We start from the raw sequence: 22621 nt of genomic DNA on the forward strand, positions 1-22621 counted from the left end.
TAATTAGCTATTTACTTTTTCACCTAATAATTCATTTGCAGTTGAAACAATACGGTGTGCTCTTAATTCAAAGAGGTCAAGTAACTCATCCATTTTGCCAGAAACTCCGAAACGGTCATTTGTACCGATTCTCCTTAATTTAGCTGGTTGGCTTTCTGACAATACTTCAGCAACTGCACTACCTAATCCACCTATAATTGAATGCTCTTCAACTGAGATAACATTTTTTGTTTTCGCAACTGATGCTACAATTGCTTCTCTATCAATAGGTTTAATTGTATGAATGTGCAAAAGTTCAGCGCTTACACCTTGTTCTTCTAATTCCTCTACTGCTTTTAGTGATTCATCAAGCATAATACCAGTACTGATGATTGTAATATCAGATCCTTCACGGTATTTAATTGCTTTACCGATTTCGAAAGGTTCTTCTTTCTTTGTAACGATCGGTACTGGTAATTTACCAACACGCAGGTAAATAGGTCCATCATGGTAATAAGCAGCTTCTACTGCTTTTTCCATTTCAACAGCATCTGCTGGAACAATTACTGTCATACGTGGAAGTGAGCGCATTAAAGATATATCTTCAAGCGGTAAATGTGTTGCTCCTTCTTGAGCAGCTGATGTACCAGCGTTATGACCGACAATTTTCACATTGTTATTTGAGTAACATACAGAAATTCTCATCTGATCAAATGCGCGTCCAGTAAGGAAGTTTGCATAAGCATTCGCAAATGGTACTTTCCCTGCTATCGCCATACCAGCTGCAGTTCCTACTAAATCACATTCAGAAATACCGATGTTAAAAAAGCGTTCTGGAAATCTATTTTTAAATAGATTTGTCATATTTGATTTTGCGCAATCTGCATCAAGTACCACTAAATTATCATGTCTTTCTCCAAGTCTAATTAGTGCATCAGCAAAACCTTTACGTGGTGCTTCTAGATTTGCCATCTTAAGCCAACTCCTTTAAAGCGATTTCTAATTGCTCATCATTTGGAGCCATTCCATGCCAATCATGTGTATCTTCCATAAATGAAACTCCCTTACCTTTAACGGTATGAGCTAGAATTGCAGTAGGTTTACCCTTTGTACGTTTAGCTTCTTTAAACGCTTCGTTTACTGCATTGATATCATGGCCATCGATTTCAACAACGTGCCAACCGAAAGCTCTAAATTTATCTCCAAGATTTTTAACACCTTTTACATTTTCAACGAAATCATCAAGTTGGATTTTGTTCCAGTCGATAATTGCACAAACGTTATCAAGATTGTAATGTGCACTTGTCATCGCTGCTTCCCATATTTGACCTTCTTGTAATTCTCCATCACCGATCATGCAATATGATCTTCTATTGCTACCATCTAGTTTTGCAGTTAATCCAACACCATTAGCAACTGATAATCCTTGACCAAGTGATCCTGAAGATATGTCTACACCTGGGATATGCTCTCCACATGGATGTCCATGTAATCTACCGTCTACATCCCTGAATGTCATTAACTCTTCAACAGGGAAGAATCCTTTTTCAGCTAATACTGAGTAAAACACAGGTGTACAATGTCCTTTTGATAGGAAGAAACAATCACGGTCTTGCCAATCTGGATTGTTAGGATCTACATTCATATGTTCAAAAAATAGTACTGACAATAGTTCAGTAGCAGATAAAGAACCACCGGGATGCCCACTTCCGGCATGATTTGTCATTTTAACTATGTGCCGGCGAATTGTTTTGGTTAGATCATTATAAAATTCGCTTTTCTCTTTAGAAAAAACCATTATTATTCCTCCTTTTCGTTTCCTAATAAGCAACGATGTTTCATTTTATAAGTAAAAAAATAAAGCATGTCGTTGCTTATTAACTAACCGTGTTTCTTAATTTGATATTATCATCGTTTTTTGAATATTTCAAGTGTTTGATATTAAATATTTTTTATTAAAATTTGTCGGAGAACAAAAGATCAGAACGCCTTATTAAAAAGAGTCTCACGAGTTTTTAAGACCGCGAAAGTATAGAAAAAGCTCGAATTTTTTAATGATCGAAATTAGTTGTTTTTGTGGAAGATAAATCTTTACCTTCTAAGATAACTCCCAATCAATAATTTTCTGCACAAAAAAAGAACTGGTCTTATACCAATTCTTATTTCACATCAATCAATTGTCTGTGTAACCAAGCCGCTTGGAAATCTTTTTACCTATATCCATGATAATTGGTTTAATTTCAGCTAATCTTTCTTCAGTCATTCGGATGCTTGGTCCTGAAATACTAACAGCAGCAGTAATTTTCTTCCGATTATCAAAAATTGGTGCTGCAATACAAGTGATTCCAGGTTCATTTTCTTCTACTTCTGTACCAATGCCTTCGTTCCTTATTTTTCCCAATTCTTTAAAAAAAGAGTCTTTATCTGTAATCGTTTGTTCAGTATGTTTTGGTAAACCATACTTGTCAATTATATCTACAATCTCATTTAGCGGCAGATGTGCTAAGATGACCTTCCCAACTGCCGTACAATGTATCGGGGCCCTTCTTCCTACTTGTGAATGTGTTCTAAGGGTTTCACTTCCTTCAAGTTTTTCAATATAGATTACCTCTCCTTGATCATATACGGTCAAGTGGATCACTTCATTAATATGTGATTCTAACTCTTCCAAAAAAGGTTTAGCTTGAGTTCTCAAGTCAATAGATTCAAGTAGCATTGAACTTAATTCTAAATATTTATAGCCTAATCTATATTTTTTAGTTTCAGGATTTTGTTCGATGAATCCATGTTCTACAAGAGTACTTAATAATCTGAATATAGAGCTTTTATTTAAATCTAGATTGGAGGCCAGCTCAGTAACACCCATCCCTTCTTTACGCTTGCTTACTAATGAAATAATTGTTAATGCCCTATCTACTGACTTAACCATTTATATTAAACCTCCGATTAAAGCCTAAATTACTGATCCTGTTTCTTTAACTTACCACAAGAGCAATAACGACCTTATTTATACTAAAATGACATCACTGTAATCTTTTTAATTTTCTTCATTTTATCAGAAAAAATGTTGCGTAGGAAGCAATAATGTTTTATCAAATTACCGCACCCAAGTACAAATGTTTTCGTCACTCGACAGTTAATATTTCCTCCAACATAAGAGCTATGTTGATGACGGTAATATAAATCTTCTGGCTGAACGGTGTACATTTTATTTGAATCAAGGAGAATGATAAAAATGTTTGAGATGTGGGGAGAGAATAGTGGTTGCCAATATAATGTTGATTTAATGTTTGACGAGGCTGTTAAAAAACGGGGGGTTCTGTAAATGATTTTCTCATAGATGTGTGCAATAAAGTCTGCAGAAATATTTAACTTAAGAAATAAAGGAAGCATTAAAGCTTCCTATGACGCTGACATTAATTAAACCTTATAGAAGAAAGAGGCTGACCCGTTGTGAGACAGCCTTTTCCATTTTGAGATTGAAACTAGAATAAATTGAGAAATAAGAGTTTTTAATGCAATAAACTTTTTTCATTGGATTAAATGAAAAGCAATATGCGCCTTTCAACCTAGTGTGTATTGCTTACTTATATCACTTTTTAACTTTTATCATTGACTTAACTGCTTCTAAAGCTGCTTCATAGTTAGGATGTTCCGTAATTTCCGAAACGTATTCAACATACTGCACAACATCTTTTTCGTCTACAACGAATACTGCACGGCATTCTAAACGATGTTCCTTTATATATGTGCCATAAGCTGTTCCAAATGACATCTTAAAATGATCTGAAAGGGTTCGAACTCGTTCTATTCCTGCTGCTCCGCACCATCTGTTTTGTGTAAATGGAAGATCTACACTAATTGTTAACACTTCTACATCATTTCCTAGATTGCTAGCTGCTTCGTTAAATTTCCGTGTTTGTGCGTCACATACTCCTGTATCAAGAGAGGGTACACATGTAATAAGGCGGACTTTCCCTTTTGAATCTTCAAGTGTAACTTTTGAGAGATCGTTTGCTAAAACTTCAAAATTTGGTGCATTATCACCAACATGAATTTCGCTTCCAATCAACGTAACTGGGTTACCCGCTAAGGTTACCACGCCAGATCTTTCTTGAGTCATATTAGCTTTCCTCCTAATTTCTTAGCAATTCTTCTAAAAATAATATTAACTTCAACGATAAGTACTTTAGCCATCTATTTAGTGCTTAATGGACTTTTTTATGTCTGTACAAAATAAGGATTAAAGTTGAATGTTCATGCAATGTTACTTCTTAAACATAGTAAGAAGCGCTATCGCTACTAATTAAAAAGTTTTCAATTTTTTCTTTTACAACGTTCTGAACTGCGTTTTGGACTAAAGTTAATGTTTCAGTTGGTAGTTCAGACCACTCTTTTTCTGTAACATAATTTTCTCTATTAAGTGTTTTTATCATCGTATGTTCTAAATCTGTTGCAATATTCACTTTACTAATTCCACCGTTAGGAATTTGAATTGCATTCTTAATCATCTCTGATGGAGTGCATGAACCGCCATGTAATACTAAAGGTACAGATGTTAACGAACGAATTTCTACTAAACGTTCAATATCAATTTTTGGTTCTTTTACAAGATAGAGCCCATGTGAAGTACCGATAGAAACTGCTAATGCATCAACACCTGTCTCGTCAACAAACCGTTTTGCATCTTCAGGGTCTGTAAATAGCTCTTCATCAACGTCTGTTTCAATAAAGTCAGTTGTCCCAATCTTGCCTAATTCAGCTTCAACTGATACGCCTTTTGAATGTGCATACTCAACAACCTTTTTTGTTATCTCGATATTTTTCTTAAATGGATGCTCAGATGCATCAATCATTACAGATGTAAAACCAACTTCAATTGCTTCAGCAATTACATTGAAATCCTTCGTATGATCTAAATGTAACACAGCGGGGATCGTAATATGCTCCTCTTGGATTACACGATAAAACTCACGGCTAAATTCCGCTAAATTAATTCCATATCGTTCTTTCTCCCTCTCAGAAGTTTGAACAATAACTGCAGAATTCTTTTCTTGAGCCGCTCTAAGTATAGGAGCTATCATCTTTGTAGCTCTAGGAGTAAATGAACCGACAGCAAATTGATTTTGCGTAGCTACTGAAAGTACTTTAGTTAATTGAATAACATTATTTTCTTTTACATTTATTTCCATTATTTTTTCACCACCTTTCTATTTTAGATACAATAATTGTAAATTTAAACTCTATTTATAACGTTTGATTTATTTATTTCTTTCGCACTTATTTTGTTACTTAATAAGCAACATCGTTCCTATTATATTTTAATCATTTTGCAAAAATATTACAACAATTTTTACTCTTTCTTTCCCATAACTGAAAAATAATACCAACCTAATAGGTTTTCATAGAAATACGAAAAAAATATTAGATTCAGCACTTACAAATAACCAATTGTTTCTTTGCGCAGTCCATATAGGTTCTGGTGCAAAAACTTAAAGATAATTGAAATTAATCTCTAAAACTTTGACTTAATGATACTATTACTCTAAAAAATGGTGTGTGATCGGTATGGAAACGAAAAGTTTATTCAAGTGGAAGCACTAACAGCATGATATTATTTTACAAACAGTAAGATGGTACATACGGTATAACTTGAGCTTTCTTGATTTAGTGGAAATGATGGACCAGAACTTTTAAAACTGTTTCAAGATGTTTTTTGAAAATTTTCTAATTTTTCCGTTAAACAATTACTTTCATTATTATTATGGTCTACAAAAACCACATTTACTGATTATGTTTTTCTTCCGATTTAAAGGTATTAATTAGATTGCCCAATTTGTCAATTTTAACAGACACCTCATCACACTCCTTTAACCAGACCCTGCGTTCTTCAGGAAGACCTAATATAACTCCCTCTGGAGTTCCAGTCAAAATGATATCACCTGGTTGGAGTGTAAAATGTTCTGATATATAACTGATAAGTTCTTCACAATTAAAAATCATATCAGCTGTATTTGAATCTTGACGAATTTCCCCATTTACATAAGAAACAATATTTAAGTTATTCGGATTTTCAATTTCATCTTTGCTAACTAGGTACGGACCGATAGGACAGAAACCATCACAAGTTTTTCCTAAGAGCCACTGAGCACTTTTTGATTGTAAATCTCGTGCTGAAACATCATTTGCAACACAATAACCGTATACAACAGAAAGTGCTTCTTCCTTTTTCACATTTTTTGCCTCTTTACCAATAACAATAGCTAATTCTGCCTCATAATCTACTTGAGAAGAAACACTCGGCAACGTTATTTCTTTTCCATGTGCTGTAATCGAATTATTAAATTTGCTAAATAAAATCGGGGCTGGTGGAAAAGGCATATTACACTCAACTGCATGTTTTTTATAGTTCAAGCCAATTTAATTTCATCAACCCCTGTTTTGCTTGTTCGCCTAGTGATATCAGTTCATTTACCGATTTTGGGACATTTTTTATGTAAGGGAATTTAATAGAAGCAGCTTCTACATCTAATATCCCCTTATTTGTTTTTACTCCTAATCTTAATCGATTATTTTTATAAAACCCAACAGAAATCATTTTCTTTTCCCCCTATTATTACTTGCGGCAGGTTCCTTATTAAAAGAGCTTAAAAACAGGAATTTCAAAAAAATTACATTCATGATATAATAAAAAAGGCATCTGCACCTTGAAAATTGCATACATAAAGGGTTGGAACAGCCAATCTTCTGTTCCGTAAAATGTATGGAGTCGTCAGAGAAGACGCAAATCAACCATGCAGTTACTCTAGATATTATACGACAATGTAAATGAAGAGAGCATTGCAACCCCCTACAGGCTGAATGCTCTTCTAATCAATTGTTTCTTATTAGTTATTTACCTTTACCCTTGAAAATACTTTACCCCATCCTTTAATAACGCTTGGATCTAAATCTACCATTATTAAGCATTCCCACATGAGGACATTGATGGTGTCATACATTGGCAAATTATATTTTTCTTCATAATATTTTACTTTGTCCACTGCAGGGAAGTTGGTACAAACCACACTTAATGCTTCTGCAGGTGAAACCGCTACTGCTTTGATCTGTTCTTCAATTCTATCTTGAGATACTTGGCTGAATGAACGATTTACTGTTTGACCAAGTCCTTGAATATTTATCGTTTCAACATTGCAATGCTTTCTGTATTGTTCCGCAATCAGTTGGTTGATTTCTGGAATATATGGTGTGACAAGGTGTACAGATTTAATATTATGCTCTTTAAACGCTCTTACCTGTGACAACATTGAAGTAGTAGCCGGAATACCTGTTCTTTTTGTTATTGCATCACAAAGCTGTTGGTCCACATCGAAACCAAGCCACCCACCTGATGTCCCATTCCATGCAATCACATCTACTTCTGCATGCGCTAACAATTCTGCAGCTTTTAACATCGGCTCGAAATCAAATTGACTTAAAGCTTCCTGTTCCAATGAGATTTTAGTAACCTCAAAACGCCCATAATGGCAGGTCACTTCTGGAACATTGTATAACATTTTTGAGCAGATAGGCTCTAAAGTTGTATTCGATGAAGGTGTAAGCATTCCAATTTTTTTAGGTTCTTTCATAATAATCCCTCCTATGGATTGTTTAATTTACGCTGCCAATTTTTTTATTGTAATTAATTATACTTGATACAGTTGCTAATAGAAGACCCGCTGCAACAAACACCATTAAAGCTAAGAAATATGAACCTGTTACTGATACGATAACACCGATATATATAGGGGTTACTACGCCAGCTATATTTCCAGCCAAGTTCATACAACCTCCGATGGTACCAACATGCTCTCGCTGTGAAATTGCAGAAGGAACACTCCAATATAAGCCGCCCCAACGAAGAAAAAACAACGCAAATGAAAGAGTAGTAATTGCCATAGTCACGGAAGTAGACTTACTTAACAAGAAAATTGAAATTGCAGTCATGACTCCTGCAATTGACAACATTGTCCTCATTACAGTATTAAAATCACCACCCTTTTCACGCCACTTATCTGTTATCAATCCGCCAATAATTTCTCCTACAAATCCAGAACCAAAAATAATTAAAATTGATCCGCCAATAGCAGAAATATTTAAATTTTGTGTTTTTGCTAGATAGGATGGCCCCCATGTCATTAATCCGTAAAATACAGTGTTAAATGAAAACCATCCAAGACACATGCACCAGAAATTTCGTGCCTTTAAGTAATCTTTTGCACCTATTTTTAACCCTGTAGCATTACGTTTGTGTTCTTCGTATTCCTCTGCAATAGCTTTTCGAATATATTCCCTTTCTGCCTCATTGACCTTTGGATTTCCATTAGGTCCTCCCTTGATGATTCTCCAAACTAGAAAAGCAACTACAATTGTTAGTACACCAGCACCAATTAATGCACCTCGCCATCCTCCGAACCAGGCCATAAACGTAATAATGATTGGTCCTCCAACAGCAGTACCGAGTGGTGCACCGCTATCAATAATTGTTGCCCCGCGGCCTCGTTCTTTTGAACTTAACCAAATCGCCTGTAGCTTTGAGCTTCCTGGCATAACAGGAGCTTCAGTTAGTCCGAGTAAAACACGAAGAAACATTAGTGATTTTGCACCAGAAATAAAACCAGTCATTGCTTGGACAATTCCCCATCCTAGTGCAGCTCCAAACACAACTTTTTCCGGTCGATATTTATCAGACAGCCATCCTGATGGGACCTGCATAAGTGCATATCCCCAAAAAAAGGAACTTAGTATTAAACCTACAATAGCAGGGTCTAAGGATAAATCTTTTTGAATTTGCGGCATTGCGATTGATAGAACGGCACGATCGACATAGTTAATAGTTACAAGTAGAAGAAGCATAATAAACACACGCCAACGAACATTTGTTGGTTTCGCAGAGAGATCGACTCTCGCTCCTTGAGATACTTTCAGGTCAGCACCATTTTGCATATAAATCCCCCTTTTTTTACTGCTTAAAATACACTTTTAAAGGAATAATAACGTATTATTTCGGCTTATCACCCCCCTTGATATAAAAATAAGATTACTGACCTGATACATAAAAAAATCTCTATAAAGCTAGCAATTAACATGTACCTTTGTATTAAAAACTTTCTTTCTAAATAAATATTTTCCCCTTCCTTGTTTGCAATCCACATATCGTAAAGTTTATTATGCTTGTAATTCCACCTGCTGCCGCTGCTATGGTACCGCTTACAAAATCATCAGCAGTTCCAGTACTTTGGAATGGCCAAGCGAGGTGAGTATGTACATCTATTCCCCCTGGAAAAATGTATTGACTATTTGCATCAATGACTTTTGAATCTTTTTCAGGGATAAATCTTTCTGATATGCCGGTTATAACACCTCCATCTATCATTACATCTGCCTTAAAAATATCAGTCGCAGTAACAATAGTTCCATTTTGAATAATAGTTTTTCAACTTCTTGTCCTCCCCTATAAATAAATATATCTCCAAATTCATCATGTGGTCTGTCGACAGTTTATTTTGTTTCACCTCCTAGAAACCGTGACATTATTATCAGTAAATAAACTCCTTTCTGTTAATTAGCAAAAATTTCTCTTAAATGCCTTAAGTCGTTTTCAATATGTTTTTTCATCATTAATGCAGCCTTTTCCTCATCTCTTCGCTTCATTTGAGTGATAATTTCTTGATGTTCATGATAAACATTCCATTCTCTGTTCTCACCTTGAAAGTTTAAGACTCTGTAATAATGGCTTAAAGAGTTTAAGTCTCTAAGTTGTTTCTTAAGTCTTCTATTTTGACTATATTTGGTGATTAGGTCATGAAAAAGACCATTCTCAATAATTAACGCTTTTCGATTTTGCTCACTTTCAATTTCTAGATATTGTTTTGAATTAATTACTGTATTTTCTATTTCATTTATCTCCTGACCTGAAGCTAGCCTGGTTGTTAATCTTGCAGCTAATGACTCTAAGGCAATCCGACACTCGTATATATCTTCAAAATCCTTCAATGTTGGTTTGTAAACTGTTATTCTCGATTTTTCATCAATCACTAATAACCCTTCTTTTTCTAATGCACGTACTGCTTCTCTAACAGGGCTGCGGCTGATATTTAATTCTCTTGCAATTTTAGCTTCAAAAATACTATCACCAGGTTTTAATACTCCTTGTACAATCATTTCTCTTATAGAATTATATACCTGGTCATAATATCTAACTGGTTTTTCGATAGAAAAAGTATTCATTTTTCTCTCCATTCCTGTCGTCTGTCGACACTTTGCTCTAGATGTACTTATTTCAAAAAAGTCAGATACACTTTTTTGTTGCGTTATAAACAACCATGTTTCTTTTCTCTTGATAAAAGGATAACATCATAAATAATCAATTTCAATATATATTTTTAAATTTTCTCATAATTTACTACCAATTAAATTATATTGTCCAAAAATGTTCAAAATTTTCATAAAAAAATACATAACTTTTAAATTTTGCCTTAATAACCTTTCGATAATATATCTATTAATTCTTATAACCAAGTCGCTCAGAGATCTTCATTCCCACTTCCATTAGCTTATCTTTTAATGAATTACTTCTATTCTCACTCATCCTCATTGAAGTAGCTGATATACCCTAAATAAATTACCTCGTGGTTACTACACTTTCTTTAAGCCGTAATCCTAGTGAGCTTTTTTCATGCATACAAAAAACTGGATAGCCTTTTAAGACTATCCAGAACATCCTATTTATTCGTTTTAATGACCATTTTTTATAAATCTGTCAATTTCTATTTGATTAACAGGTTATGAACAGTCTATCCTCATAAAGGCATTTCAACATCTGTCCCTAGTATTGGACACACCTACTCCAAATACGATGACGGCCACACATGCCATCCACCCCACTATTTAACATAGAAAAACGCTTACATTTTTAATTTCTGCTAGAAGGCTTGTCCAAAAAAGTTTTATATAAAATCGGGTATATATGACTTTACTTTCACTCAAAAAAAAGTTACAAAAAAGAGCCTAAACCTGTACAGAGCTGATGTCATAGAAGCTTTGATAGATTTGGTTAACTCCCGTATATAATCACTCTAACTTATAGATTTGAATACATCATCAGATTTAGATTTTTCAAATATCGTTCCCTTTTTGAATTTTGAATCCTTAAATGCAAACTTCGTCAGAAGAATATATGCAATACCAGCCACAACAAGACCAATAATCCATGCAAGTTCCACTTTTAGGAAGGCTGCGCCAGCACCGATCAGCATGGCAAGCACTGCAGCTGGATTAAATCCTGAGAATGGACCGTCTTCCTTGTACAAATCTGCAATATTTACTTTTTGCTTTCTAAAGATATAATATTCGATTAATAAAATTGAAACAATCGGGCCTAAAAATGCGGAATAGCTAAGAATGAACATACCAAGACCCTTTGCCGAAGAATCCTGTACAAGCACCCAAGGGAATGATCCTATTGCAAGCACCCCAGTAATTGTAACGGCAGGTTTAAATTTCATTTTTGTAAGCAATTGAATAACATAAGTCGGCGGAATAATATTGGCAACCATGTTAACAGCAACTGCACCGAGAACAATAAATATGGATACAAAGAATGTAATATAAGAATTATCTACCACTATGGCAAATGCCTTTACAGGATTAGTGATGCCAGTTGCGGAGGCAAGCATGGCGCCGATGGCAAGTGTCACGCCGTACACTACTATAATAGGCGAAAAGTATAAAAACCCGCGTTTTTTGTCGCTAATACCAGATTTTAACTCTCTTGAATAGTCAGCTGCACTTAAAAAGATAGCTGCATAATTTCCCATAAACACCATGATGAATCCAAAGAACGGCAAGCCCCATGAGCCTTTTGTATGTACCCATTTTTCTGCAATAACATTGCTATGGTCTTTTAGAAGAATGGTAAATACATAAATAAGTGCTCCGATAATCACAACAGATACAAGCGTTTCCACCCATTTAATGGCATGAAAGCCGTACATCGAAATCCCAATTTGTATTAGTTGAATCACTACAAAACAAATGGCAACATTATCAAAGGAGCCACCCGTAATAATCTTCGCAATTTCATTTAAGGCAGTACCGCCAATCCAGCTTTGAAAACCGTACCAGATGATGGCAGGGATCCCGCGCAAAAGGGATGATATGATGGCGCCTTTCTCCCCAAAGGACATTCTCAGCTGAACAACATATGGTATTCCCGTTCTATAACCGAGCCTGTCATTTAAAGCAAAAATAGAAGAAGTGATAGCTATTGATATGAAAGCAGCCACAATTGTTTGATAGATGTTTAGCGTGGCGATTCCCGCTACAAACAAACTAGCCCCAAGCGTCATATTACCTAAATTAACGCCGTCACCCATCCACATAAAAATATAGGTTAACGGACTAACCGTTCTATCCTTTTCGGATTTCGGTTTTAGTGATTCATCCATACCCGCAGCATATTGAATCTGTATCTCTTGAATAACATTCGTTTCTAAATTGGTAGACATTGTACACCCAACTCCCTTTTTTCATTGTTTGCACTATTTTTGATAATGCGTTGGTTAACAAGTTAGGTCTTAGATGTTTGCAAATAGGCTTTGTTACAATTTTTCCATCTTTTAGAGTTTATGGCGTAATAAGTTCAGCTTTTTTATTGTAGTTAACCAATTGTCCTACAGGCTCGCCTACAATGCCTTCATTTACATCAAATACCAGATTTCCCCGGACAAATGTTTTGGTTACACGGCAATTGATTTTTCTGCCGATGTATGGGCTATGTTGATGACGGTAATATAGATCCTCTTTTTGGACTACATATGATTGGTTTGGATCTACAAGGATGATATCAGCATCCTTTGATACAGCAATTTCCCCTTTAGTTGGCAAATTGAAGCGCTTCGCAGGGTTATAAGCAATCATTCGAACAAAATCAGTCACTGGAACATTGCGCTTAATTACAGCTTCATCAAACATTAGGTCGACATTGTTTTGGCAGCCCGTTATACCACCCCATACTTCAAAAATATTATTGGTTTCACTATATTTCATTTCAGGTGGACATGGCGAATGGTCAGAAGTTAACATATCAATTTTGCCCTCAATCAATTTATTCCAAAGCTTTTCTTGAGCTGCTTCATCACGCAATGGTGGTGAACATTTGGCGACTGGACCAATTTCCTCAAATTCAGCTGTTGTAATGGTGAAATAATGCGGACAGGATTCAAGAGTGACATCTTGCCCATCGTTTCTCGCTTTTATGATTTCCTCAACTGCTTCCGCTGTACTTATGTGTACAAAATGCAATTTACACCCGGTTTCTTTTGCTAAAAATAATGCTCGTTTTACGGCATCCACTTCCGTAACTACCGGTCGTGAAGCCACATAATCTGTTGCGGTAGTCTTTCCATGTTTCACCATTTCCTGTGCCATCCGATCTGTAATCTCGGCATTTTCTGCATGGATGGACAAAACAGACCCGAGCTCAGCTAATTTCTTCATACCTGTATATAATGTGTAATCATCGACGTTTCTGAAATCATCTGGTAGATCTGAACCGCATGTTGCCATAAAACACTTATAAGCTACTACACCTTCATCAGAAAGTTCTTTCAATTTATCAAGATTGCCTGGTACAAGCCCGCCGTATAATGCATAATCCACATAGTTTTTTCCTTTAGCTGTATCTAGCTTTAATTGAAGCGATTCACGGTCAACTGTTGCAGGAAGTGCGTTTAAAGGCATATCAACATAGCTTGTGGTGCCTCCTGCAGCTAATGCTTTAGTACCTGTAACAAATCCTTCCCATTCGGTCCGGCCTGGTTCACAAATATGGACATGCGTGTCAATCATACCTGGCATAACATATTGCCCTTGAGCATCGACAATTTGGGCAGCTTCGCTATCGATTGTTTCAGCAATGGCAGAGATTTTTCCGTCTTTTACGGCAATATCTACATTTTTCACCTCATCCCTGAAAACCACTTTTCCACCTTTAATAATAAAATCATATTTCATGCAAATTCCTCCCTAAATAATTTTGTTTAGTTGCAAATAACGTTTTCGTTGCCCTATAAACAACAGCGTTTCTGATTAAAGGTAAAAAAAAGGAGACAATTTTATAATGAACGCTTTTTTTAGTATCACCTCCTACAAGGTTAGTTACTGAAATTCTTCTCCCTCTCAGGGAGTTACATATGTAGGGTTAGAAGGAGAAGAAATAATAGTTTAGAAAGTAAAACTCGATATATTATGGGAAGCTGATTAAGACTAAACTAGAAAGCGGTTACAAATCGTAGCATAAATTACAATTGGAGAAGGATTTCTGACAAGGATGTGGGAATCTGAATCTTCTCACTAAAATGAAGGTTATCTTCTATTTCTCTTAAATGTTCAACGGATAATTTTTCAGCTAGATCTTCATCTCTTTGCTTAATAGCATGGAAGATATGAAGGTGATTGCGGCAGGAACATTTTTCTTCCTGGCCCCTTCCATAAATTGAAATAATAACATATGTTAGGGAAATTAAGTCTTCTAGGTATTGATAAAAATAAGAATTTCCTGCCATTTCAGCTATTTTTAAATGGAATTCTCCCGACATTTGTATAGCTTCAATATAGTCGACATGTTGGTATATATTTAGTTCCTCTTTAACTATCTTCTCAAGTTCACTTAGCTGCTCTTCTGTTGATAAACGACAAGCTTTTCGAACTGCCTGAGCTTCAAGGATTCGTCTCATTTCAAATACTTCTTTTGCTTCTTCTATTGATGAACACGAGACAAATGCCCCTTTATTTTCAATTATTTTTACTAACCGTTCATAGGACAATCTGCGAAGTACGTTACGTACTGGAGTTCGACTCACCCCAAATGATTCTGCAATCTCTTTTTCCACCAATTGAATATTGGGCAGAAGTTTTTGATGAATGATCGCCTGTTTTAACTTCTTGTAAATTTCTATTTCTTTCGAATTCATCAGAATTTCCCTTCTCCATCTTATAGAGCACGATGTTGGCCTTAAAATTGTATAAAATAGTTAAGAAAAAAAATCAAAAATACAACCAAAGGTTGTATTCTTTTTTAAATACTTGATTGTATACAATCCTTATATGAAATAGCGTACAATATATTTTTTGAATTTGCAACTATTTTCTGAAAAATAAAAATACTATTTCGGTAAAAAAATGATAGATTTTATCATAAGCTTAAATCAAATAAAAATAACCTCAAATTTATCATTAAAATTCAAACTTCGCATGGTGAAATCGACAAATAGAATCCATATTTCTCTCTAATCTTGTCGTCTGTTGAAAATTATGTTTGAACTTAATACTGCATAGAAAAAAGTTAGATACAATCCATGTAGTTGCTTAACAAACAACTATGTTTCTCTTAATCAAAGATTATCATCTTAAATATTTAACATCAATATATATTTTTAAATTTTCCAACAATTAAATTTACTTCATAGAAGATAGACCAAGATGTATATAAAAAAGACATAACTTTTACATTATGCCTTAATAATTGGATTTTTTTATAAAATGTTTAATTATTCTTATATCTGAGCCGCTCAGAGATCTTCATGTTTACTTCCATAAGTTTATTTTTTAAAATTCTTTCTTCACTCCATCCTCATAGAGGTAGCTAATATGCTTACTGCACCAGGAACATCACTATTGGGATTAAAAATAGATCGGCTATACAAGTGATTCCGGGTTCATTTACTTCTCCTTTCAATTCCAAATCCCTGCTTTTTGATATTATTGAGGTTTTCCAATAACTCTTCTTCACATGTAATGATATTTTCAGTATGGTTAGGTAATCCTTTTTGTTTAATAAATTCCATTACTTCACTTTTTTGCAAATAAGTAAGTAGGACTTTTCCGCGCTTGTAAAACGCATGGGGAGCAGGTTTCCTTACATGGGAATGCATTCGAAATGTCTCATTTCTCTCTTTTACCAAAAATAGTATTGGCTGTCGCTTCAAAACTGGCATTGGCAAATCCGTACTGGGTTAAATAAGCAGCCACATTTGGATAGGCCATAATGTCATATGGATTTCGGATCGCTACAGCGATGATAGGGACATTCGTTTGTGAGGTCAGCTGGTTGGCCAGCTGCATTTGCCCGCTGCTAGGCGACCTTCCGGAGACGGTAGATGTATAGGTTCCTAAAATAATATAGTTGGCATCCCTCACTTGCGTTAATTGCTGAGCTGATAGCGGCTTTGATGCATCGATGAACGTAACGTTATCGTGATGCTTTTGAACTTGAGCAAAAAGGCGGTCCACATAATAACCGCTATACCCTACGACAGCAATTTTATCTCCCTCTGCTACGTTTAGCGGAAGGACGGCATTATTTTTTACGAGAGTAATAGATTTAGCAGCAGCTTCTTTTTCAATTTCCTTATGGTCAGCCGATCCAACCACTTTAAGGGCATTGGCCACTTTATCATCAATGCTCTTTTCAGTTTCAGGCTTGATGATCCCTCTATTTAACTTCAACGTTAAAATTAATTCATCAGATTTTTCGATTCGATCAACCGGGATCGCTCCACTTTTTACCGCATCATAAAGGCTATTAGCTACTTCTTTTATACCAACAGGCATCAATACAATATCCGCCCCGGCATTGACAGCGCGAATGGCAGCATCTACAGGCCCAAAATGGTCGCTGATTGCCTGCATATTCATCGCATCGGTAATAATAACGCCTTTAAATCCCATATCTTCCCGCATCAAACCGGTTAAAACCTTATAGGAAAGCGTCGCGGGAATTGATATTTCAGTTCCATCCTTTTTCGAAATGGCTTTGCTGTCATCGATTTTTGGAAAGGTAATATGTGCGGTCATAATCGCATCGATGCCGGCGTCCATCGCCTGTTGAAAAGGATATAATTCTACTTTTTTCAGACGGTCCAGGTCATACGGCACCTCCGGCAGCCCTAAATGAGAGTCAACCGCTGTATCACCGTGTCCCGGAAAATGCTTACCGGTTGCCGCCGTTCCACTTTCCTGAAGCCCCTTAATATAGGCTTTGCCCAATTTTGATACCAACTCAGGGTCGCCGCCAAACGAACGAACACCGATGACAGGATTATCCGGGTTAATATTGACATCCAGGTCCGGAGCTAGATTCATATTGATTCCAAGGGCTTTAAGTTCTTCACCGATGGTGTTTCCAACCTTTTCTGTCAACGCTTCAGACCGAGTGGCCCCAAGCGCCATGTTCCCGGGCATATCTGTGCCTGATTGAAGACGTGTAATGACGCCGCCTTCCTGGTCAATCGCCATCAGAAGTCCGTATTGATCCGCTGCCTGTTGATAGGAATTCACGAGCTTCGTTGTTTGTTCTGTCGTCACCACGTTTTCACGGAATAAAATGACACCGCCGAGATGATAATCCTTCACAAGCTGTTCAATCTCAGGCTTTATTTCCGTTACGTTTTGCCCATTCCACGTGCGAAAATCAGGCATTAACATTTGTCCAACTTTTTCTTCCAGTGACATATTTTTTAGTGCATGGCCAATTAAATTATAGCGGTCACCTTCTTCTTTTTGCAGAAGCACGTTGTCTTCTTGATTCCCTTTATATTGAAGGGAAATCCGATCACTGTAACGGCCATCGGTAACAGAGATAAAGGTTTTACCGTTATGCCCTGTTAGGGTAACCTCTCCGTCTTGATCAACAGAGGCTACATTTTTATTGGATGACTTCCATGCAATATTCTCTGAAGCTAGCATAAAATGGCCGTCATCATAGACATGCAGGGCATGTAAAACTATTTTGTAATCCTTTACTTCCCTTGTTACTTGGGGGACATTCAAATCAATCACTAAATCCTTAACACCCGGAGATTCCGCTTTCGCTTTTGCCGTACCGAAAACGGGAATCTGAGTAACGGTTAACCCGGCTGCCAGAAACGAAACCGTTAGCGTTTTGAAAAATTTACTCATTTATTCTCCTCCTAAAAGATTACTAGTTTCTATTTTTTTAGTGTCCTCCTTTTCATAAATTGTTGATGTAAGCTAAAATTTGGAAATTTATATAATTAAAGGGTAAGTCAACCACGGTACAGTCGTTTATACCAAATAAGCCCTATAACTCCTATTTAAGATTAGCATTCCAGGTAAAAAGACGGATGCAGTTTGGAGTAATTTTTAAAACGTATTTCAATGTATGTTTCAAAAAAAGAAAAAGGCACAATACCTAAAATTAGCTATGTGCCTTCTATCTATTATCGGAGATTTACATTTTCCGAGAGGTAAAGATTCCCGCCATGGGCTTTACCTAATGACACTTCCGCACTATAACACAAGAAAACCGCAGGATTAAATCCGGCGGTTTTAATATTCAATACACCAATTCCCTTTTTAATAACGGCTGGGTAATCGTAGGCAGAATGACTTCGATTGTGGTTCCCTCATTTTCTTTACTGTGAATCCTTAACTCTCCGTAATGGCTCTCGATAATTTTATAGCAGGTCATAAGGCCAAGGCCGGTGCCCTTTTCCTTTGTGGTATAAAATGGTTCTCCCAGTGTCGAAATTCTATCTTTCGGTATTCCGATTCCTTGATCGCTAATTTGAATAATGATTTTGTCCTCTTCTTTTGACTTCACTTTAATATCAATATTTCCGCCTCGCGGCATGGCTTCAATTGCATTTTTAAGAAGGTTTAGAAAAACTTGTTTTAACTGATTTTCTTCGCAGCTGACCATGGGCAAATCGCTGTTAAACTCCGTAAAAATTTGGACATTGTTCAAAATAGACTGGGTATTAATTAAGGTGACGACATCCCTTATTAAAGCCCTTACATCTTTTTCTGCAAAAACAACAGCAGTCGGTTTGGCAAGAACAAGAAATTCACCCACAATGGAATTAATCCGTTCCAGCTCTGATAACACAATATCTATGTATTCTTCCTTCGGTGGACCGGATTTGAATAGCTGAACAAAACCTTTTATGGACGTGAGGGGATTACGGATTTCATGAGCAATGCCCGCTGCCATTTGGCCCAATAGCGCCAGTTTTTCTGACTTTTGCAACAGCCGTTCCGTTTCTTCCTTTCTTTCCGTGATATCCTTCCCAATGGAAAGCACAGCCTCTTTTCCGCCAAAAATGATATACATGGATGTTACTTCAAAGAAAAACGTCGTTCCATCCATTCGTTTTGCTTTATATTCGATTGTGTTTACCGGACATTTCGCTTTCTTTATCTGCTTATATCGTTCTATCATTCGTTCTTCATACTCAGGAGCAATAAAATCAAAAATAGATTTTCCGAGTAGTTCTTCCATGCTGGCAACTCCCGCCAGTTCCACTGCAGCTTTATTTGAATATAGAATCTTATGATCACTTGTGACATAAACAGGCTCCGGTAATGAATCTATTAATTGCTTATAGCTTGATTCACTGGCACGGGCTTTTTTTTCATAATATCTTGACTTATCATATTGCCATCCAACAAGCCAAGCAATAAAGGTAAAAATAAAAAAGTCTATCACAAAAAAAGGCCTATGGTCCACAAGCATTTGGTAGCAGGTAAATAAGATCGAAATGAACACCAGAATAATCTGACCTGATTTATTCATAACATTGCCCTCTTAAATTGTATATTCTGTTTATATAATAGCATAAATTAATTAGAATAAAATGATAGATTAATGGATTAAATAATTAGAGAAGCTGGGATATGCGCCTCTAGTCTCCTTTGATTTTTTCTATGTCTTATTTTCCACTGCAATCAAACCCTTTTTTACTGCCTCAAAACCGGCTCCATAAAGGTGGTTTGGCTCGTTGAAGAACAATTGCCGCCTTCAAAGAAATTGTCCACGAACGGTGCCTGTCACTGTTGTCTTATTATTAATATGACAATTGTGATAATTAAACAGAGAAAGGGAATGGTGCTGTTTTTATGAGGGTTCAAATGGAGGTCTTCTAAGATCAATAAGGTTGCTACATAAATAAGGGTCCCTGCTCCACCATAGATAAGGCTTGGGAATTTCACGATGAAGTTGGTAAAGAACGAGCTTATCCAGACCAACAGCGAAACACTGATACTTACTCCTAAAATAATTAATAGAAAGTTTCCCCGGGCTATTGCACTAATGGCCAAAATATTATCAAGGCTGATAATTAGATTAGTCGTTAATATAAACTTGATTGCACCTTTTACGCTCGCTGTCTTATTTCCGGAATAATTATTATTAACAAATAAATTGGTTGCAATCCAAATTAATACCAGTCCACCGGCCAATTTTATAAAAGGGATCTCAATAATGAAAGTAGCTAAACTTGAAAACAGGATATAAATGACACTGATTCCAAACATAACAGCACCCAAAACTTGTTTACGTTGTTCTGACGAAAGTTCGCGTATGGCGATCCCAATAATGAAGGCGCTGTCCGCACTAAGGATTAAGTTTATAAAAATTATTTTCAATAAATCAATTAGAACCGACTCACCCATGAACAATCTATCTCCTCATTTGGAAAGCCCTTAAGGGGGATGGACTTGAAATTTTTTAATAGCTTGATAGTGCATAACTTATATTATTCTAAAAAATAGTGTACACGAACAGAAATAACCGGGTTTTTCCATTATTATGTTTCCTTATGGCACGATGAAAGAAATATTTCCTGTTTCCTCCAAGCACTTGAAGTCCGCCGGCTACTTCCAAGGCTGAACCTAATGACACAAGATGTTGGCAATAAAGGCCCTCGAAGAACTGAAGCTTTTGGATAAGTTAGCGATTACTATTTTAAATAAATGCAATTCCAGCAAAAGCGTTTCGACGATCCTGATTTTATTATGCTTTTTTAGCTCCATGCTGGTAACGAATGATGCCACATTAATTACCTTTGTACCATTGACACTTATTATAAGTAAAATAACAGAAACAAGCATGTTGGATACCATTATCCTTCAAACAATTGCTGCTAATGTCGGCAGCAGTTTAACACCGATAGGGAATCCGCAAAATTTGTTCATATATACGTATTATGGAATTAAGCCGATGCATTTTTTTTCGACAGTCATTTTCTTAGCAGTGCTCGGAATAATTCTTTTATTTTTTAGGCGGACTTGGTACAATCATTGCTTCGCTGGCCAGCGTCATCTCCTATAAGCTGTTTATTAAAAGGAATCCTACGAAAAGTAAAAAATACCTAATTCGGTTTAGCCTATACAATTTTTCAAGTTTGGCATTTTTATCTATGGTTTATTATATTGTTATGAAAATCCTACATTTCTTTTAAAACACCACTTCAGAACCAACGCAAAAAAATAACCATCAGCAATCGTAAGGTAATTGTAAAAAGGGAATACTAGTTTCTAGTATCCCTTGTTTCCTTTTGCGTTTTGGCTTTAAAAAACAACTTCATCAAGGGAGGCGTAACAATGGTAGTTACAAGAACCACCACCACCATTACAGCAAACATAGTTTGACTTAATAGCTTTGATTCTAAACCAATCGAGGCAATAATTAATGCTACTTCACCGCGGGAAATCATGGCAGAACCTATCCCCAATGAGCTGTTCCAACCAAATCCGGCAGCTTTTGCACCAATCGCAGCACCAATTAATTTCGTAAGAATAGCTAAAATACTAAAGAGAGCGATAAGCCCTAAATTTTGTGAAATACCGGTAAACTCCGCCGTTATTCCAATAGAAGTAAAAAATATCGGAACAAAAATGGAATAACTAATCGTTTCAACCTTCTCAAAAACCTCGTGCTTGTAGTCCGTTACACTTATTGCCACACCCGCAATATAAGCTCCAATGATCGCTGCAACACCTGTGTATTCTGCTAAGTAAGCATATACAAAACAAATAATGAGAGCGGACGAAATGACAGTTTCCGTTACTTTTAACAAGGCAAATTTTTTCAAGAACCAAGGGACTGCTTTCCAGCCAACAAGAATAGCTCCGGCGAAAAATAATACCTTTTTTAAAATAACTGCAGTTAAATTAACCTCTCCGCCTGCAAAGCTCATTAAAAACGCCAGTGCAATAATGACGACCACATCATCAATTACTGCAGCACCTAAAATAGTAGCGCCTTCAGGAGTTTTTAACTGATTCATCTCTTTAAGTGCTTGGACGGAGATACTGACACTTGTTGCAGAAAGCAATAGCCCCAAAAACCAGGATTGCATCATAGAAAAATGAAAAATGCTGCCCGCAAAATACCCTAAAACAAGCGGAACAATTATGCCTCCAAAACCAACAAAGGTAGACGCCTTCCCCGTTCGTTTGAATTCATCCACATCCGTTTCCAATCCGGCAATGAACATTAATAGGATAACCCCGATTTGACTGAATTCAGCTAATGTTTTTGTCTCGTTGACTACCCCTAAAACCGATGGACCAAGGAGAATTCCAATCAAGAGTTTGCCAAGCACGGACGGCTGCCCTAATCTTACGCTAAGGCTTCCGGCTATTTTGGATGAAATTAAGATAATCGCTAGTTGTAGTAATAACAATTCATTACCGCCTTTCGTTATTATAATGAGATTTATTTTTAAAAAAATACAAAAAGAGCCTGTTACCAAAGGACATAATAATCCCTTGGTGACAGGCTCCTCCAAGTACGCTC

17 protein-coding genes and 3 pseudogenes are annotated in these 22621 nt (G+C 36.3%); 2 read left to right on the top strand and 18 right to left on the bottom strand.

Going from position 1 to position 22621, the window contains the following annotated elements:
• Window positions 1-3: 3 nt before the first annotated feature.
• From J2S10_RS11495 to J2S10_RS11515, 5 genes are all read right to left on the bottom strand, one after another.
• Window positions 4-951, bottom strand: a complete 948-nt coding sequence (locus tag J2S10_RS11495) for a transketolase family protein (protein WP_307407766.1) — start codon at window positions 949-951, stop codon at window positions 4-6.
• Window position 952: 1 nt separating this feature from the next.
• Window positions 953-1777 (bottom strand): transketolase, encoded by an 825-nt coding sequence (locus tag J2S10_RS11500; RefSeq protein WP_307407768.1) that lies wholly within the window; start codon window positions 1775-1777, stop codon window positions 953-955.
• A gap of 375 nt (window positions 1778-2152) precedes the next feature.
• A complete protein-coding gene (locus J2S10_RS11505; protein ID WP_307407771.1) occupies window positions 2153-2908 on the bottom strand; it encodes an IclR family transcriptional regulator in 756 nt (251 codons plus the stop codon).
• Between the two features lie 663 nt (window positions 2909-3571).
• The gene (gene tpx, locus J2S10_RS11510) at window positions 3572-4102 is read right to left on the bottom strand and encodes a thiol peroxidase (RefSeq protein WP_307407773.1); all 531 of its coding nucleotides are present in this window, start codon (window positions 4100-4102) and stop codon (window positions 3572-3574) included.
• Between the two features lie 151 nt (window positions 4103-4253).
• Window positions 4254-5171 carry a class II fructose-bisphosphate aldolase gene (locus J2S10_RS11515; protein ID WP_307407775.1) on the bottom strand — a complete coding sequence of 306 codons (918 nt, stop codon included), beginning with the start codon at window positions 5169-5171 and terminating at the stop codon, window positions 4254-4256.
• Window positions 5172-5547: 376 nt separating this feature from the next.
• Here J2S10_RS11515 and J2S10_RS11520 point away from each other — a divergent pair.
• Window positions 5548-5667: pseudogene (locus tag J2S10_RS11520) on the top strand (IS6 family transposase); the annotation flags it as partial.
• Window positions 5668-5763: 96 nt separating this feature from the next.
• Here J2S10_RS11520 and J2S10_RS11525 read toward each other — a convergent pair.
• From J2S10_RS11525 to J2S10_RS11585, 12 genes and pseudogenes are all read right to left on the bottom strand, one after another.
• Window positions 5764-6577: pseudogene (locus J2S10_RS11525) on the bottom strand (fumarylacetoacetate hydrolase family protein).
• 289 nt (window positions 6578-6866) lie between these two features.
• Window positions 6867-7607: a maleate cis-trans isomerase family protein gene (locus tag J2S10_RS11535; protein ID WP_307407781.1), complete on the bottom strand. Its 741-nt coding sequence runs from the start codon at window positions 7605-7607 to the stop codon at window positions 6867-6869.
• 22 nt (window positions 7608-7629) lie between these two features.
• Window positions 7630-8964, bottom strand: coding sequence for an MFS transporter (locus J2S10_RS11540; RefSeq protein ID WP_307407783.1), 1335 nt, complete (start codon window positions 8962-8964; stop codon window positions 7630-7632).
• 169 nt (window positions 8965-9133) lie between these two features.
• Window positions 9134-9394, bottom strand: coding sequence for a hypothetical protein (locus tag J2S10_RS11545; RefSeq protein WP_307407785.1), 261 nt, complete (start codon window positions 9392-9394; stop codon window positions 9134-9136).
• 185 nt (window positions 9395-9579) lie between these two features.
• A complete protein-coding gene (locus J2S10_RS11550; protein ID WP_307407787.1) occupies window positions 9580-10248 on the bottom strand; it encodes a GntR family transcriptional regulator in 669 nt (222 codons plus the stop codon).
• Between the two features lie 848 nt (window positions 10249-11096).
• A complete protein-coding gene (locus J2S10_RS11555) occupies window positions 11097-12527 on the bottom strand; it encodes an NCS1 family transporter (protein ID WP_307407789.1) in 1431 nt (476 codons plus the stop codon).
• 118 nt (window positions 12528-12645) lie between these two features.
• Complete coding sequence (gene allB, locus J2S10_RS11560) at window positions 12646-14034, bottom strand: allantoinase AllB (protein WP_307407791.1); 1389 nt, start codon at window positions 14032-14034, stop codon at window positions 12646-12648.
• A 287-nt stretch (window positions 14035-14321) separates the two neighbouring features.
• On the bottom strand, window positions 14322-14993 hold the full coding sequence (locus J2S10_RS11565) for a GntR family transcriptional regulator (protein WP_307407793.1): 672 nt from the start codon (window positions 14991-14993) through the stop codon (window positions 14322-14324).
• 744 nt (window positions 14994-15737) lie between these two features.
• Window positions 15738-15953: an IclR family transcriptional regulator domain-containing protein gene (locus J2S10_RS11570; RefSeq protein ID WP_307407795.1), complete on the bottom strand. Its 216-nt coding sequence runs from the start codon at window positions 15951-15953 to the stop codon at window positions 15738-15740.
• Between the two features lie 10 nt (window positions 15954-15963).
• Window positions 15964-17979, bottom strand: coding sequence for a glycoside hydrolase family 3 protein (locus J2S10_RS11575; RefSeq protein WP_307407797.1), 2016 nt, complete (start codon window positions 17977-17979; stop codon window positions 15964-15966).
• 397 nt (window positions 17980-18376) lie between these two features.
• Window positions 18377-19615 (bottom strand): ATP-binding protein, encoded by a 1239-nt coding sequence (locus tag J2S10_RS11580; RefSeq protein ID WP_307407799.1) that lies wholly within the window; start codon window positions 19613-19615, stop codon window positions 18377-18379.
• 254 nt (window positions 19616-19869) lie between these two features.
• On the bottom strand, window positions 19870-20493 hold the full coding sequence (locus tag J2S10_RS11585; protein WP_307407801.1) for a TerC family protein: 624 nt from the start codon (window positions 20491-20493) through the stop codon (window positions 19870-19872).
• A gap of 232 nt (window positions 20494-20725) precedes the next feature.
• On the opposite strand from J2S10_RS11585, the pseudogene J2S10_RS11590 reads away from it, so the two are divergent.
• A pseudogene (locus J2S10_RS11590) lies at window positions 20726-21281 on the top strand (SLC13 family permease); the annotation flags it as partial.
• A 69-nt stretch (window positions 21282-21350) separates the two neighbouring features.
• Here the strand turns inward: J2S10_RS11590 and J2S10_RS11595 are convergent.
• Entirely contained in the window at window positions 21351-22508 is a 1158-nt protein-coding gene (locus J2S10_RS11595) for a cation:proton antiporter (protein ID WP_307407803.1), read from the bottom strand.
• Window positions 22509-22621 lie beyond the last annotated feature (113 nt).

The organism is Neobacillus ginsengisoli, from assembly GCF_030813055.1.

Coding starts and splice junctions, on each gene's coding strand:
- J2S10_RS11550 (WP_307407787.1), bottom strand. CDS start 10,248: ATGAATACTTTTTCTATCGAAAAACCAGTTAGATATTATGACCAGGTA.
- J2S10_RS11545 (WP_307407785.1), bottom strand. CDS start 9,394: ATGATAGATGGAGGTGTTATAACCGGCATATCAGAAAGATTTATCCCT.
- J2S10_RS11580 (WP_307407799.1), bottom strand. CDS start 19,615: ATGAATAAATCAGGTCAGATTATTCTGGTGTTCATTTCGATCTTATTT.
- J2S10_RS11505 (WP_307407771.1), bottom strand. CDS start 2,908: ATGGTTAAGTCAGTAGATAGGGCATTAACAATTATTTCATTAGTAAGC.
- J2S10_RS11575 (WP_307407797.1), bottom strand. CDS start 17,979: ATGAGTAAATTTTTCAAAACGCTAACGGTTTCGTTTCTGGCAGCCGGG.
- tpx (WP_307407773.1), bottom strand. CDS start 4,102: ATGACTCAAGAAAGATCTGGCGTGGTAACCTTAGCGGGTAACCCAGTT.
- J2S10_RS11495 (WP_307407766.1), bottom strand. CDS start 951: ATGGCAAATCTAGAAGCACCACGTAAAGGTTTTGCTGATGCACTAATT.
- allB (WP_307407791.1), bottom strand. CDS start 14,034: ATGAAATATGATTTTATTATTAAAGGTGGAAAAGTGGTTTTCAGGGAT.
- J2S10_RS11515 (WP_307407775.1), bottom strand. CDS start 5,171: ATGGAAATAAATGTAAAAGAAAATAATGTTATTCAATTAACTAAAGTA.
- J2S10_RS11570 (WP_307407795.1), bottom strand. CDS start 15,953: ATGCATTCCCATGTAAGGAAACCTGCTCCCCATGCGTTTTACAAGCGC.
- J2S10_RS11500 (WP_307407768.1), bottom strand. CDS start 1,777: ATGGTTTTTTCTAAAGAGAAAAGCGAATTTTATAATGATCTAACCAAA.
- J2S10_RS11540 (WP_307407783.1), bottom strand. CDS start 8,964: ATGCAAAATGGTGCTGACCTGAAAGTATCTCAAGGAGCGAGAGTCGAT.
- J2S10_RS11565 (WP_307407793.1), bottom strand. CDS start 14,993: ATGAATTCGAAAGAAATAGAAATTTACAAGAAGTTAAAACAGGCGATC.
- J2S10_RS11555 (WP_307407789.1), bottom strand. CDS start 12,527: ATGTCTACCAATTTAGAAACGAATGTTATTCAAGAGATACAGATTCAA.
- J2S10_RS11535 (WP_307407781.1), bottom strand. CDS start 7,607: ATGAAAGAACCTAAAAAAATTGGAATGCTTACACCTTCATCGAATACA.
- J2S10_RS11585 (WP_307407801.1), bottom strand. CDS start 20,493: ATGGGTGAGTCGGTTCTAATTGATTTATTGAAAATAATTTTTATAAAC.